This window comes from Nocardia sp. NPDC049149, assembly GCF_043197455.1.
Classification (GTDB): Bacteria; Actinomycetota; Actinomycetes; order Mycobacteriales; family Mycobacteriaceae; genus Nocardia.
On sequence record NZ_JBICTD010000006.1, the window covers coordinates 167,200 to 180,310 of the forward strand.

A 13,111-nucleotide genomic window follows, 5' to 3' on the forward strand; every position below is an offset into this window, starting at 1 on the left:
CGGTGATGGTGCGACTTAATGTCAACATGAAGTCAAGCACGCGATCGGCGACCAGCATCGGCGACGTCGCCGCCCACTTCGGTCTGGCCACGCACGTGCTGCGGCACTGGGAATCGGTGGGTCTGCTGACTCCGGATCGGGATGCGGCCGGACGACGACGTTATGACGACGACGATGTCTTCCGGATCGCGATGATCCTGCGCGCCAAGGAAGCCGGGCTCGGTCTCGACGACATCCACGCCATGTTCACCACCGGCGAACGCACGACCGTGCTGCAGCGTCATCGCCGTGAGCTTCGCGCGCGTATCGCCGAGGCACAGGCCGCGTTGGCGATCATCGAACGCGGATTGGCATGCGACCACGGCGATTTCATGACCTGTCCGAAGTTCCGGGCGTCGGTGTCGGAGCTGCTGGTGCGACGGTGAAGCGCGGCGGGAACGCGGTTGGCCGTTCCGCTGGCCGTGCTGCGCTCCTCGGCGGCGGCGCCGGACGCCAGGGTGCGCGGTGCCCCGCGCCGACGGAATCGTCGATCTCGTGGTGCCGGGTGGCTCGGCTGCTATGGGGCAGCAGCGGCCGGACTAGGCGCGAGCTCTCGTCTGACGACGTTGTGCGGCACGAACTTTCACGCGGTTTCCGCACACGTCCATCGAGCACCAGGTGCGCGCGTGGTTGCGGGAGCTGTCGTAGAAGGCCCACCGGCAGCTCGGTTCGCGACAGGCCTTGAGACGCGGCCACGAGCCGTCCGCGACGGCCGTCGCGACATCGGCGAGCAGAGTGCTCAGCGCGCGATCCAGCGGGTCGGGGGAGTGCGGCACCAGTCGGGGTGGCGTGCTGGTCACGTCGAGGGTCAGGGGAAGCGTGGCGGTGAGCGCCGCGAGTTGGATGTGCGCGGTCGGGTCGAGACCGTCCGGACGCGGGCTGGTGACCGGATCGGCGTTGTTCGCGGCGAGCAACGCACGCAGGCCTTCGCGCAGGGTGCGAGCGCGGTGATGGTCGTGCGCGGTCTCGTCGGCGGACAGTAAATCGTTGGCCCGCAACCAGATCGACAACGTCTCGGCGGTGTCGATCTGGTCGCCGTCCGCGCGCCGCGTATTCACGAACTCGACGAGGCGCCGCAACGGCGCGCGACTGGTTTCCGAAGACACCACTCCATACTAACTCTCTATTGACGATGGCTAGTTAGCTAACTATCGTTCACCTATCGCCAGTTAGCACAAGGAGATTCGCTATGGCATCGATCAAGAAAGAGCTAGTCCTCGACGCATCGAGCGAGGAGATCTGGGCGATCATTCGCGATTTCGCCGCGGGCCCGGTCCGGATGGCACCTGGCTACGCCGTCGACAGCAAGCTCGACGGGCCGGACGTCCGCGTGGTCGATTTCGCAGGTGGGGCGGTGGCGCGGGAACGGCTCGTCACCATCGACGAAGACGCGCGCCGATTCGTCTACTCGATCGTGGGCGGCAGCGTCACGCCCGCGCACAACAACGCGTCGATGCAGGTCTTCCCGCACGGTGACGGGCAGAGCCGCTTCGTCTGGATCCACGATGTGCTGCCCGACGAGCTCGCGGCGCCCTTGGCGGCAGGCATGGACGCGGGTCTGCGCGCCTTCGAACAGACGCGGAAAGCGCCGACCCCGTCCTGAGTCAGTCGGCGGGCTTGGGCGTCAGCGCGGCGGTCAGGTGCGGCACCGCCAGCTCGCGCTGCCACGGCCTGGCGCCGCCCGATTTCAGAAAGCCGTCGATGGCGGCGGCGAGATCGTCGGGCGAATCGGGCACCCGGTCGTAGTCGGGCAGTCCGTCCCAGCACAGCCTGCGGACCAGATCGGGGGAGAGCAGGTTCTCCACCGGAATCGCGTGCTCGGTGGACAGCGCGCCCATCGCGGTGCGGGCGCGAGCCAGCCTGGCCGCGGCCGCGGGATCGCGGCGTTCCCAGCGGTTCACCGGCGGCGGGCCGTCGAACGGCTGCGTCAGCGGGGGCAGTTCCGCGTCCGGCATGGTCCGGCCACGGTCGACGGCGGCCAGCCACTCCCTGGAATAGCGGCGCTGGCGCGGGCCGCCGAACACCGGCAACGCGCGCAACTGCGCGATGGTTTTCGGGTCGGCGGTCGTGGCCGCGATGATGGCGGCGTCCGGCAGAATCCGGGCAGGCGCGACATCGCGGGCGCGAGCCAGCGTGTCCCTCGTGGTCCACAGCTCGCGCACCATCGCCAGTTGCCTGGCCCGGCGCAGCGTGTGGATGCCGGAGGTGCGGCGCCAGCGGTCCGCCTTCGGCGCAGGCGGTTCCGAGGTCCGGACATGTTCGAATTCCTGTGCGGCCCAATCGGTCTTGCCCTGCTCCTCCAGCACGGCCGCTACCGCGTCGCGCAGCTCCAAGAGCAATTCGACATCCAGCGCAGCGTAATTGAGCCATTCGTCGGGCAGCGGGCGCGTCGACCAGTCCGCGGCGCCGTGCCCCTTCTTGAGTGCGTGGCCGAGCAGGTTCTCGACCATCGCGGCGAGCCCGACCCGCTCGAAACCGGCCAGCCGACCACCCAATTCGGTGTCGAACAGTCGTTTCGGGCGCAGGCCGAGTTCGGCGAGGCCAGGTAGATCCTGGTCGGCCGAATGCAGCACCCATTCGAGATCGTTGATGGCCTCGGCCAGCGGGCCGATCGCGTCGGCAACCGGAATCGGATCGATGAGGAAGGTGCCTGCTCCGTTGCGGCGGAGCTGAATCAGATAGGCGCGCGCCGAATAGCGGAAACCCGAAGCACGTTCGGCGTCGACGGCCAGCGGGCCGGAGCCTGCGGCGAGACGAGTAGCGGCCGCAGCGATTTCAGCGGCGGTGTCCAGTACCGGAGGCACGCCATCCACGGGCGCGAGCAGGGGAGGCGCGCCAGTGGGTTCGGATTCGTCGGGTACGGACATGTTGTTGAACTTTACGGGCAGAGCGGTGACGGTCGTCGTCCTATCGGGCTTCCGTGTGTCGGGAGGGCCAACGGAAAGCGGAATCCGATGGACGTGGTCATGGAATGCAACGCAGAGACGGCCGCTGGTCTTCCTGATTGCGGCGAAATGCCGCTACAACTGGTCGCCGGAGAGCTCGGGCCGCAGCTGCAACTCGGTGACGCCCGCCGGTGGTAGCCCGGCGGCGTAGGCGAGCACCTCGCAGAAGCCCTCCACGTGCGGGCGCATGTCGGTGGTCATCGCGGTCCACGAGGCGCGCAACTCCAGCTGGTGTGCTCGCGGCGGGCCCGCGATATCGCCGTAGCGCACCGAGCTGGTCGAGGTGACGGTGCCGCCGAGCGCGGTGAACGGTTCCGAGCGCGACTCCAGCGCGTCGACCAGCCAGCTCCACGCCACCTCGGGCAGCAGCGGGTCGGTGGCCAGCGCGGCGTCGATGTCGGCCTGGATGTAGGCGACCAGCCGCAGCGTGCCATGCCAGGCGTCGTCACCGTCGGGGTCGTGCAGCAGGATCAGTCTGCCGAACGCGTCGCCTTCCGAATCGACCGGCACGACACCGGTTTCCGGATGTTTGACCTCGGCACCGAGTGCGTAGGAGTAGGGAGCCAGACGTTGCGGCGGCCGAATCGGCGCCAGCTCGATCCGAGGGTGCACGGTTGCGGTGCCCATCGCCTCGACCGCGGCGCGAAATTGAGCTGGCTCGCCATGAGGTCCCTCGGTCGGTGCGGCGCCGTCGCGGAAGTCGAGCGGTGTCACGAAGGGGACGGTAGACCTTGTGCACCCGGCACAGTCGGAGGCGCGCCGCTGTATTGATGCGGCGTCCGCAGGCCCTTCCGTGCTTACGCGCGTCGCCGCACCCGGGCGTGTCGGGGGTGGGCGGGGTCGTGCCCGGGCCGAGCGTCCTCGAGATGGTCGCTTGGTCCGGGATGCGAAGTAGGTGGTCCGCAGCGGATCGGGTCCTGAGTGGACGCATCATGTCGCGTGCGGCGGGCGTTGGCTCGCCGCACACGACATGGACGAGTGGAGTGCTGTGTGTCGGCACGTTCGTGTCCCACTCGGCAGGAGGTGGTTCACCGCGCGGGACGTGGGCGAGGGGATTGCCGTGTGTCGGCGCGCTCATGTCCCTTTCGGCGGTGGCGAGGTCGCCGGGCTCGACGAGGATGGGGCTGGCGGGGCTCGAGTTGTTCGGTGGTGGGGTGTGACCGGGGCGACGGGGGGTGAATCGGGGCCCTTTACGATGGGCCGTGATGAGCACTTACACCCGCCGCCGCCTGACCGATGCCCCGTTCCTGGCCGCCGCTACCGGGGCGACGCCGAGTAGGCGGCCGGTGTGGTTCATGCGGCAAGCCGGACGGTCGCTGCCCGAGTATCGCGCGCTGCGTGCGGGGGTGGGGATGCTCGAGTCCTGCTTCGACCCGGAGCTGGTGTGTGAGATCACCATGCAGCCGATCCGGCGGCACGGCGTCGATGCGGCGATTCTGTTCTCCGACATCGTCGTTCCGCTGAAGGCCGCCGGTATCGATCTCGACATCGTGCCCGGGGTCGGGCCGGTCATCGCGTCGCCGGTGCGGACCGTCGCGGACGTGCGGGCGCTGCCGCAGCTGCGGCCGGAGGAAGTGGGTGCGGTCGCCGACGGGGTGCGGTTGCTCGTCGACGCGCTCGGCGAGACGCCGCTGATCGGGTTCGCCGGTGCGCCGTTCACGCTCGCGTCCTACTTGGTCGAGGGTGGACCGAGCAAGAACCACGAGCGCACCAAGGCGATGATGTACGCCGATCCGGAGACCTGGCACGCGCTGCTCGGCGCCCTCACCGACATCACCATCGCGTTCCTGCAGGCGCAGCTGACGGCGGGCGTCGACGCCGTCCAGCTGTTCGACTCGTGGGCCGGTGCGCTGTCCCTCGCCGACTACCGCCGCTTCGTGCTGCCGCACTCCGAACGGGTCTTCGCGGAGGTTGCGGACGCCGGCGTGCCGCGCATCCACTTCGGCGTCGGCACCGGCGAACTGCTCGGCGCCATGGGCGAGGCGGGCGCCGACGTGGTCGGCGTCGACTGGCGAGTGCCGCTCACCGAGGCCGTGCGCCGGGTCGGTCCCGGAAAAGCGTTGCAGGGCAACCTCGATCCCGCCGTCCTCTTCGCAGGCGCCGCCGCCGTCGACACCGAAGCCCGGCGCATCGCCGCCGAAGCCGACGAGGCAGTCACCTTGGGCGCCAAGGGCCACATCTTCAACCTCGGCCACGGCGTCCTCCCCGACACCGATCCCGGCATCCTGACCGCCCTGGTCGACCTGGTGCACGAACTGTAGATGCTCGCCGAGATCGTCGACCGCATCGCCGCGAGCACCCCGCGCCTCGGCGCGACGAGATTGGTCGCCATCGATGGTCCGGGCGGTGCCGGAAAGTCAACGCTCGCGGCGCAACTGGCGCAGGAGTGCGCCGCGACTGTCGTGCAGGCCGACAGTTTCGCGTCCTGGGACAACACGCTGAACTGGTGGCCGAGACTGGAAAGTCAGGTGCTCGAACCACTCTCGCGTGACCTGCCCGGCCGGTATCAGCGATACGACTGGGACGCGCGTGCACTGGCCGAATGGCATGAGGTCGCCCCAGGTCGTGTCGGCAATACCCGCCAGCCCGGTGGCTCGGTCTCTTACGCGGCAGTGTCGTGCGGAATGCGAGTCGACGGGACAGGAAGTCCCGGTATGTCGACCTTCTCGCTCAGCAGCCGTCCGCTGGTGGTGATGTACAGGGTGGTGTCGTGCAGGGCGACCGAGGACGCGAAACCATCTGGGAGGGTGATGGTTTTATGCAGTGTGCCTGCCGCGGTGAAGCGGGCGACGGCACTGCCGCTGCCGAGCGCGACCCAGACTCCGCCCTCGGCGTCCACTGCGAGACCGTCGCATTCGCCGGTCGGGGCGGTGGCGAACACCCTGGTGTGCCCGTCTTGCACCGCCAGGATTCGGCTTTCGGCGTATTCGCAGACGTAGAGGGTTCGGTGGTCAGGGGAGAAGCCGATGCCGTTCGGCCAGCGGATGTCCGCCGCGGCCGTCGTAACTGCGCCGGTGGGGTCGATCCGCAAAACCTCACTGGGAATGGCGGACTCACCCTGTTGCGGTCGATGGCGTAGGACGCCGACGTAGAGCGAACCGTCGGGCCCCACGGCCACATCGTTGAATCCGGTGGCGCCGTCGACGGTGAGCACGGTGTGGAGGACGCCGGCGTCGGCGTAGACCAGGTCGCGACCCGTCACGATCAGACCGCCGTCCGCGTGCTGCGCCAGCCCGCCGACACCGCGCCGCCGGTCGACCGCGGTGGTGGTTTCACCGTCGTGGTGGCGAAATACCCCACCGCCGGTGACATTCGAGAACAGCACGCCGCCATCGGATTGCACAAGCGGCGCTTCGAGTAGGCCGGTGGTCGAGTACAGCTCTGTCGGCATGCTGGTCTCCTGGCTGGGCTCAAAGGTCGAGGAAGCGAACGTCTTTCGCATTGCGGGTGATGAAGGTGCGGCGTGCCTCCACGTCTTCACCCATCAGGATGGCGAACAGCTCGTCGGCAGTGGCGGCGTCGGCGAGGGTGACGCGGCGCAGGATGCGGGTCTGCGGGTCCATGGTGGTCTCCCACAGTTCCTTGGCGTTCATCTCACCAAGACCCTTGTAGCGCTGCACTCCGTCATCCTTGTTGATCTTTTTGCCCGCGGCGACACCCGCTTCGAGGAGGGTGTCACGTTCCCGGTCGGAGTAGGCGAACTCGGGGTCCGAGCGTTGCCACTTGAGCTTGTACAGCGGCGGTTGCGCGAGATACACGTGCCCTTCTTCGATGAGCGGGCGCATGTACCGGAACAGCAGGGTGAGCAGCAACGTGGTGATGTGCTGGCCGTCGACGTCCGCGTCGGCCATCAGCACGATCTTGTGATACCGCAGCTTCGCGATGTCGAACTCGTCGTGGATGCCGGTGCCGAACGCGGTGATGATCGACTGCACCTCGTTGTTCTTCAACACCCGATCGATGCGGGTCCGCTCGACGTTGATGATCTTTCCGCGCAGCGGCAGGATCGCCTGGTACATCGAGTCGCGCCCGGATTTGGCTGAGCCACCGGCGGAGTCGCCCTCGACGATGTAGATCTCCGAGCGGCCGGGGTCCTTCGAACGGCAGTCCGCCAGCTTGCCGGGCAGTCCACCCAGATCGGATGCGGACTTGCGGCGCACCAACTCTCGCGCCTTACGCGCCGCCGTCCGCGCCTGGGCCGAGGACACCGCCTTGGTCACAATGGTTTTGGCGTCGGCCGGGTTGGCCTCGAACCAGTGCGTCAGGTGCTCGTTGCACACTTTCTGCACGAACGACCTGGTCTCGGTATTGGTCAGCTTGGCCTTCATCTGGCTGTCGAACTTCGGCTCGGTGACCTTCACGCTGACGACGGCGGCGAGACCTTCCCGGATGTCGTCGCCGGTGAGGCCGCCGTCCTTGTCCTTCAGCAGTTTCTTGTCCTTGGCGTATTTGTTGACCACCGTGGTCAACGCTGAACGGAAGCCTTCCTCGTGCGTGCCGCCGTGCGGGGTGATGATGGTGTTGGCGAAGGTGTGCACCGACTCGGCGTAACCGGAGTTCCACTGCATCGCGACCTCGACTTCGGCCCCGATACCGTTGCCGGAGAACAAGATGACGGAGTTGTGGATCGGTTGCCTGGTGCGGTTGATGTGGTGCACGAAGTCCGCCAGACCCGCCGGGTAGCAGAAGCTGAGCGACCTGGCCTTTGACTTGCCTTCGGTAACTGTTGGCGCGGTGGCGGTTTCGCGTTCGTCGGTGAGCGTGACGGTGAGTCCCTTGTTCAGGTACGCCGTCTCTTGCAGCCGCCGCGCGACCGTCTCGAAGGTATAGGTGGTGGTCTCGAAGATGGCAGGATCGGCCCAGAATCGGGTAGTGGTGCCGGTGCGCTCGGTCGGCTCGCCGCGGACGAGCTCGTCGGGCTTGGCATAGATGTAGGTCTGGGTCCAGTGGTATCCGTCGCGGTCGATCTCCAATTCGACTCTGGCGCACAGCGCATTGACCACGGACAAGCCGACGCCGTGCAGGCCGCCCGAGAACTCGTAGGTGTCCGAGTCGAATTTGCCGCCCGCGTGGAGTTTCGTCATCACCACCTCGACGGTCGGGACGCCGAGCGCGTGCATCTCGACCGGGATGGCACGGCCGCTGTCGGCCACCTGGACGCCGCCGTCGGGTAGCAGCGTGACATCGATCCGATCGCCGTATCCCGCCATCGCCTCGTCGACGGAGTTGTCGACTATCTCTTTGATCATGTGGTGCAGGCCGGTCTCGCCGGTGGAACCGATGTACATGCCCGGCCGCACGCGCACCGCGTCGAGCTCTTCGAGGACAACGACGTTGGCTGCGCCGTAGCCCTTCTTGTCCGACGTGGTGTCGACGGAACGGGTGGTGTTGTTGATAGCCACGAGTCGGTAACTCTCCTCACGTGCCGTATCCGGCAGGCCGCCCACAGCGCGCAGAGGTCCCCCAACATGCCGCTACGGCATGACGAGTCGATCGGGGATCACAGACCTGTCTGCGGACTGCGCACAGCGCCCCACCGGAAGCGCCCAGAAAATCTTGTCCCCTCCATCATACCGGCAGGTCAATTCGAGAATTGGCCCAGCAAGTTTTGAGCACAGATTAAGACCACCCAGACACGTCCAGACCGCCTTCAAATCAACAATTGCAACCCCCCCTATGTAAACGACCATCAAACCGCCCCACGCGGCGGCTAGCCAACAATCTCACCAATCCTCCAAAAACAGACAATCAGCACACCTCCCGTGTCCGTCTGGACGAGTGGCACATGGTGGAGAGGTGCACTCGCGTTTTGCCGCAGCCATGTGCCACTCGTGCTTCGCGGACCGGTGGGTCGCGCGGTCGGGGCGAGGGATAGCGTCGGGGGCATGAGGATCGCGGTAATCGGCGGTGGGATCAGTGGGTTGGTTGCCGCGTATCGGTTGCGGATGCTGCTGGGGGCGGCGGCCGACATCCTGGTGCTCGACCGGGCCGAGCGGGTCGGTGGGATCCTGTACACCGCCGAACTAGCCGGGGAGCCTTTGGATTTGGGGGCGGAGGCGTTTGTCGGCCGACGCCCCGAGGTGCCGCAGTTGCTACGGGAAGTAGGGCTCGAGACACAGTTGGTGACCCCCGCGGGACTGCGGCCGCTGGTGTGGTCCGACGGGGTCGCGCACCCGCTGCCGGAGCGAACGCTGATGGGGGTGCCGTCGACCGCGGAGTCGATGCGCGGCCTGGTCGATGCGGCGACGCTCGAGCGGATCGCGACGGAACCGCAGCGCACGCTCGCCTGGGAGCCGGGCGCCGACATCGACGTATACCGCTTGGTCGCAGACCGATTCGGTGCCCAGGTCGCCGAGCGCAGCGTCGACCCGCTACTGGGTGGTGTGTACGCGGGCAGCTCGCGCTCGATCGGAGTACGAGCAGCCCTGCCGACCTTGGCCGCTGCCCTCGACGACGGCGCGCCCAGCCTCACGCACGCGGTCGCCGTCGCGCTCCCGCCACCCTCGGATGCCCCGGTCTTCGGCGGTATTCGCGACGGCTACCAGGTGCTGTTGGAGGCGCTGGCCGCCCGTTCCGGCGCAAAGTTCATCACCGCGGAACCGGCCACGCGGCTCGCTCGTGGGCAGCGCGGCTGGGTCGTCGACCCCATCGGTGCGGTCGACTCGGTCGTACTCGCCACCCCCGCACCGGTGACCGCCCGCCTACTCGGCACCGTCGCACCGGACGCCGCGGCCGCACTCTCCGGCATCGAACTGTCCTCGTCCGTCCTTGTCGCCCTTGCCCTTCCCCGCGACACCGCGCTCCCGCAGAACTCCGGCATCCTCGTCGCCACCGGAGAACCCTTGCGCGCCAAAGCATTCACCCTGTCCAGCCGCAAATGGACTCACCTGGCCCAACGCGAAACCGCCGCCGTCCGAGTCTCCTTCGGCAAATTCGGCGACGCCACCCCGCTTTCCTGGTCCGACGCCGACCTCGTCACCACCGCCGCCGCGGACCTCTCCACCGTCACCGGCGTCCCGATCGAGCCGCTCGCCGCCGCAGTCCAACGCTGGCCCAACGGTTTAGCCCAATACGCTCCCGGCCACACCGACCGCATCGCCACCATCGAATCCGCCATCGCCCCGATCCCCGGCCTAGCCCTGGCCGGCGCCTACCTCCACGGCGTAGGCGTCCCCGCCTGCGTAGCCTCCGGCACCGCCGCCGCCCACCACATCGCCGCCACGTCAACCTGAGCCGTCGACCCGATGGACAAACTCCTCGTCCTGATCAACGGCCTGCCCGCCTCGGGCAAATCGACATCAGGCCGGTCCTTGGCCAAAGCACTTGGTGCGCAGTTCTTGTCGAAGGACTCGGTCAAGGAGGCGCTGGCCTCCTGCGTCGACAGCGCCGTGCCCGCGCTGGGCGGTATCGCGATGGACGCGGTGTGGGCATTGGCCCAAGCAACCTCGGCTTCTGTAGTCATCGACTCGTGGTGGTTCAAGCCACGCGACATCCAATTCGCCAGGGCCGGTATCGAAAAGGTCGGGGCAGACCGCGTCGTCGAGGTCTGGTGCGACGTCCCGGCCGAGATCGCTCGAACGCGGTACGCAAGCAGGCATCGCCCCGCCCTCTACCAAGACGCGCAGCGACTGGCTGACGATTGGGACACGTGGGCCGAGCAGGCCGAGCCGCTCGGACTCACCCCCGTTGTCGTGGTCGACACCACCCAGCCAATCGACTTCGACGACCTCGTCGCGCGAATCGAGAACGCAGCCAACAGCTTTCGGACAGCAGCTGGCTGACCACTCGAAGTGCGGCTGGCTATCGTGCGACGTCGGCTTCCCGACCGTGAGAGCGGTACGGGGGATTGGCGCTCAACCACGCCGCCGTTCGAAGAGTCGTAGGCGAGGGAGGATCTCGTGCGGTCCGTTGCTCTGCTCGACGATATCGGGCAGGAGCGGGTGACGAACTGGGCTCACGTCGAAACGACGCGGTCCGCGGCCGTCGTAGCGTGTGGCGTTCGGCACTGCGGTGCCCCGCCACCAGGGGTGCGAGCCGCACGGAGGTGGGCCGCGAGGCGGTCGGGGGTGGGGGGAGTGGCACGATGGGTGGTATGGCGCGACTCGATTATCAGGCTCTCAACTCGACCATTCGTTACCTGATGTTCTCGGTGTTCCAGGTGCAGCCCGGGGTGCTCGGGGAGGATCGGGCCGCGGCGATCAAGGAGGCGCGGGCGTTCTTCGACGGGCTCGCCGATCGGGACGTTGTGGTGCGCGGTGTGTACGACGTGGCAGGCATGCGCGCCGACGCGGATTTCATGATCTGGACGCACGCCGAGCGGGTCGAAGATCTGCAGGCCGTGTACTCGGATTTCCGGCGCACCACCGAACTGGGTCGGGCCAGCGCGCCGGTGTGGAGCAATGTGGCGCTGCATCGTCCGGCGGAGTTCAACAAGAGTCACGTGCCCGCGTTCCTGGCAGGCGAGGACCCGGGTAACTACATCTGCGTGTACCCGTTCGTCCGCTCCTACGAGTGGTACCTGCTGCCCGACGAGGAGCGTCGCAAGATGCTCGCCGACCACGGCAAGGCCGCCCGCGGCTACCCGGATGTGCGCGCCAACACGGTCAGCTCGTTCGCCCTCGGCGACTACGAGTGGATCCTCGCCTTCGAGGCCCCGGAACTGCACCGTATCGTCGACTTGATGCGTGACTTGCGCGCCACCGAGGCCCGCCTGCACGTCCGCGAAGAGGTCCCGTTCTTCACCGGCCCTCGGGTGGAACTCGAGAACCTCATCGCCGCCCTCCCTTGAGCTATGACGCTACGCAGGGCGCGTCGTAGCTGATCTTCGCCAGGGTGCTTCCTTTGTAGTCCTTCAGGACGGTCTTCGTGCCGAGTTGAGCGGCGGGGTCCGGTGCGATGATCACGCTCGCGAGCCGTTTGACGTCCGGCTTCGCCCCGTAGGTCTGCTTCGGGGCGATGCCCTGGAAGTCGACCTCCAGGCCGTCGATCGCCGCACGCAAGCCTTCGCGATTCAGTCTGTTGGAGCTGTTGGCCTTGTCGAGCAAGGCCTTCATTGCATACGACATCGCGAATCCGTAGACATAGCCCCAGTTTTCGGGCTGCTTGTCACCGATCGCGTCGTGCGCGGCCTTGATGCCTGCGCTGGCGCCGTCCCAGCCTTCGATCGGTGACGTCGCGTTGTACAGCGCGATCAACGCGGGCGCGGCCGGTGTCTTCAGCAGAGCGCCGTTCCATGTCGGTCCGGCGCCGAGGAAGCGACCCTTGTATCCCGCCTGTGCGGCCTTGCCGACGATCTCGGCGGTCTCCGCAGGTCCGGTGGCGAGAACCACGACATCCGGTGCGGCGGCGACGATCTGGCCCACCGGTCCGTCCTGGTTGCCGACGGCCGCGTTCGGTCCGGTCTGGATTTCGGCGGCGATCTCGACGCCATTGGCCTTCGCCCACCGCTTGGCGCCCTCCGCGTAATCGCCGCCGTAGTCGCCCTTGTAGACCACGGACGCGATCTTGGCAGGCTTCTTGTGGTTGTCGGCGAACCAGTCCAGCCCCATGACGGCCTCGGTGCAGTAGGAGTATCCCGTCTCGATCAGCAGTCCCTTGTCGGTGTCCGGGAACTGCCAGCCCGACCACAACGTCCCCGCGCCCGCCACGATGTTGTCGGTGTTCATCTGGTCGAGCACGGCCTGGGTGTTGACCGTGCCCAGACTCATCGCCAGGGCCAGCACATTCGGCTCGACCTGCTGGTACGCGGCGGCATGCTTCTGCGGGTCGTAGGCGGTGTTCCGGGTGTTCTGCGCCAAATCGACTTCGTAGTCGCCGATGCCGCCTGCCGCGTTGGCCTTCTTCCAGAAGTCGAGCTGGCCTTCGTTGAACTGCCTGCCGAGCACCGCGAACGGTCCGCCCTCCAGATCGGACAGCACGCCGAGATAGAGGCAGCCCTTCTCCTTGTTGATCGCCCGTGGGCACGGCTCCTGGGAGACGCCGGGCCCGGACGCGCCTGTGCTGCTGGCGCTGTCCTTCGCGCTCGAACATGCCGAGACCAAGAGTAGGCCGACGACAGCCGGTACTGCGGCGAGCTGGAGGCGGAGCCGCCGACCTCTGTTGTGTCTCATGGTTTTACCTTTCTTCCG

General features: G+C 67.4%; 12 protein-coding genes. 6 read left to right on the forward strand and 6 right to left on the reverse strand.

The window, feature by feature from the left end; all coding sequences use genetic code 11:
- The first annotated feature begins 26 nt into the window (after nt 1-26).
- Complete coding sequence (locus tag ACGFNJ_RS25010) at nt 27-425, forward strand: MerR family transcriptional regulator (protein WP_393452693.1); 399 nt, start codon at nt 27-29, stop codon at nt 423-425.
- 153 nt (nt 426-578) lie between these two features.
- Here ACGFNJ_RS25010 and ACGFNJ_RS25015 read toward each other — a convergent pair whose 3' ends face one another.
- Nucleotides 579-1,145, reverse strand: a complete 567-nt coding sequence (locus ACGFNJ_RS25015) for a CGNR zinc finger domain-containing protein (RefSeq protein ID WP_393452696.1) — start codon at nt 1,143-1,145, stop codon at nt 579-581.
- Nucleotides 1,146-1,228: 83 nt separating this feature from the next.
- Here ACGFNJ_RS25015 and ACGFNJ_RS25020 point away from each other — a divergent pair, with 83 nt between their 5' ends.
- Nucleotides 1,229-1,642 (forward strand): SRPBCC family protein, encoded by a 414-nt coding sequence (locus tag ACGFNJ_RS25020; RefSeq protein WP_393452698.1) that lies wholly within the window; start codon nt 1,229-1,231, stop codon nt 1,640-1,642.
- A gap of 1 nt (nt 1,643) precedes the next feature.
- Here the strand turns inward: ACGFNJ_RS25020 and ACGFNJ_RS25025 are convergent, their stop codons facing one another.
- Complete coding sequence (locus ACGFNJ_RS25025; protein ID WP_393452702.1) at nt 1,644-2,906, reverse strand: HRDC domain-containing protein; 1,263 nt, start codon at nt 2,904-2,906, stop codon at nt 1,644-1,646.
- 153 nt (nt 2,907-3,059) lie between these two features.
- The gene (locus ACGFNJ_RS25030; RefSeq protein WP_393452705.1) at nt 3,060-3,698 is read right to left on the reverse strand and encodes a DUF3000 domain-containing protein; all 639 of its coding nucleotides are present in this window, start codon (nt 3,696-3,698) and stop codon (nt 3,060-3,062) included.
- A 491-nt stretch (nt 3,699-4,189) separates the two neighbouring features.
- On the opposite strand from ACGFNJ_RS25030, the gene hemE reads away from it, so the two are divergent.
- The gene (gene hemE, locus ACGFNJ_RS25035; protein WP_393452708.1) at nt 4,190-5,245 is read left to right on the forward strand and encodes a uroporphyrinogen decarboxylase; all 1,056 of its coding nucleotides are present in this window, start codon (nt 4,190-4,192) and stop codon (nt 5,243-5,245) included.
- A gap of 341 nt (nt 5,246-5,586) precedes the next feature.
- On the opposite strand, the gene ACGFNJ_RS25040 is transcribed toward hemE, so the two are convergent.
- Complete coding sequence (locus tag ACGFNJ_RS25040; protein ID WP_393452711.1) at nt 5,587-6,375, reverse strand: SMP-30/gluconolactonase/LRE family protein; 789 nt, start codon at nt 6,373-6,375, stop codon at nt 5,587-5,589.
- 19 nt (nt 6,376-6,394) lie between these two features.
- Nucleotides 6,395-8,386 carry a DNA topoisomerase (ATP-hydrolyzing) subunit B gene (gyrB, locus tag ACGFNJ_RS25045; RefSeq protein WP_393452714.1) on the reverse strand — a complete coding sequence of 664 codons (1,992 nt, stop codon included), beginning with the start codon at nt 8,384-8,386 and terminating at the stop codon, nt 6,395-6,397.
- Nucleotides 8,387-8,869: 483 nt separating this feature from the next.
- On the opposite strand from gyrB, the gene ACGFNJ_RS25050 reads away from it, so the two are divergent.
- The 3 genes from ACGFNJ_RS25050 to hemQ all read left to right on the forward strand — a co-directional run bounded on the left by ACGFNJ_RS25050 (nt 8,870) and on the right by hemQ (nt 11,772).
- The gene (locus tag ACGFNJ_RS25050; RefSeq protein ID WP_393452717.1) at nt 8,870-10,216 is read left to right on the forward strand and encodes a protoporphyrinogen oxidase; all 1,347 of its coding nucleotides are present in this window, start codon (nt 8,870-8,872) and stop codon (nt 10,214-10,216) included.
- A gap of 12 nt (nt 10,217-10,228) precedes the next feature.
- Nucleotides 10,229-10,765: an AAA family ATPase gene (locus ACGFNJ_RS25055; RefSeq protein ID WP_393452720.1), complete on the forward strand. Its 537-nt coding sequence runs from the start codon at nt 10,229-10,231 to the stop codon at nt 10,763-10,765.
- Between the two features lie 311 nt (nt 10,766-11,076).
- Nucleotides 11,077-11,772 (forward strand): hydrogen peroxide-dependent heme synthase, encoded by a 696-nt coding sequence (gene hemQ, locus ACGFNJ_RS25060; RefSeq protein ID WP_069160187.1) that lies wholly within the window; start codon nt 11,077-11,079, stop codon nt 11,770-11,772.
- 1 nt (nt 11,773) lies between these two features.
- Here the strand turns inward: hemQ and ACGFNJ_RS25065 are convergent, their stop codons facing one another.
- Complete coding sequence (locus tag ACGFNJ_RS25065; RefSeq protein WP_393452723.1) at nt 11,774-13,093, reverse strand: ABC transporter substrate-binding protein; 1,320 nt, start codon at nt 13,091-13,093, stop codon at nt 11,774-11,776.
- Nucleotides 13,094-13,111 lie beyond the last annotated feature (18 nt).

Excerpts from the sequence above, each read along its gene's own strand:
- ACGFNJ_RS25010 (WP_393452693.1), top strand. The coding sequence starts at position 27 with ATGAAGTCAAGCACGCGATCGGCGACCAGCATCGGCGACGTCGCCGCC.
- ACGFNJ_RS25020 (WP_393452698.1), top strand. The coding sequence starts at position 1,229 with ATGGCATCGATCAAGAAAGAGCTAGTCCTCGACGCATCGAGCGAGGAG.
- ACGFNJ_RS25025 (WP_393452702.1), bottom strand. The coding sequence starts at position 2,906 with ATGTCCGTACCCGACGAATCCGAACCCACTGGCGCGCCTCCCCTGCTC.
- hemE (WP_393452708.1), top strand. The coding sequence starts at position 4,190 with ATGAGCACTTACACCCGCCGCCGCCTGACCGATGCCCCGTTCCTGGCC.
- ACGFNJ_RS25040 (WP_393452711.1), bottom strand. The coding sequence starts at position 6,375 with ATGCCGACAGAGCTGTACTCGACCACCGGCCTACTCGAAGCGCCGCTT.
- ACGFNJ_RS25050 (WP_393452717.1), top strand. The coding sequence starts at position 8,870 with ATGAGGATCGCGGTAATCGGCGGTGGGATCAGTGGGTTGGTTGCCGCG.
- ACGFNJ_RS25055 (WP_393452720.1), top strand. The coding sequence starts at position 10,229 with ATGGACAAACTCCTCGTCCTGATCAACGGCCTGCCCGCCTCGGGCAAA.
- hemQ (WP_069160187.1), top strand. The coding sequence starts at position 11,077 with ATGGCGCGACTCGATTATCAGGCTCTCAACTCGACCATTCGTTACCTG.
- ACGFNJ_RS25065 (WP_393452723.1), bottom strand. The coding sequence starts at position 13,093 with ATGAGACACAACAGAGGTCGGCGGCTCCGCCTCCAGCTCGCCGCAGTA.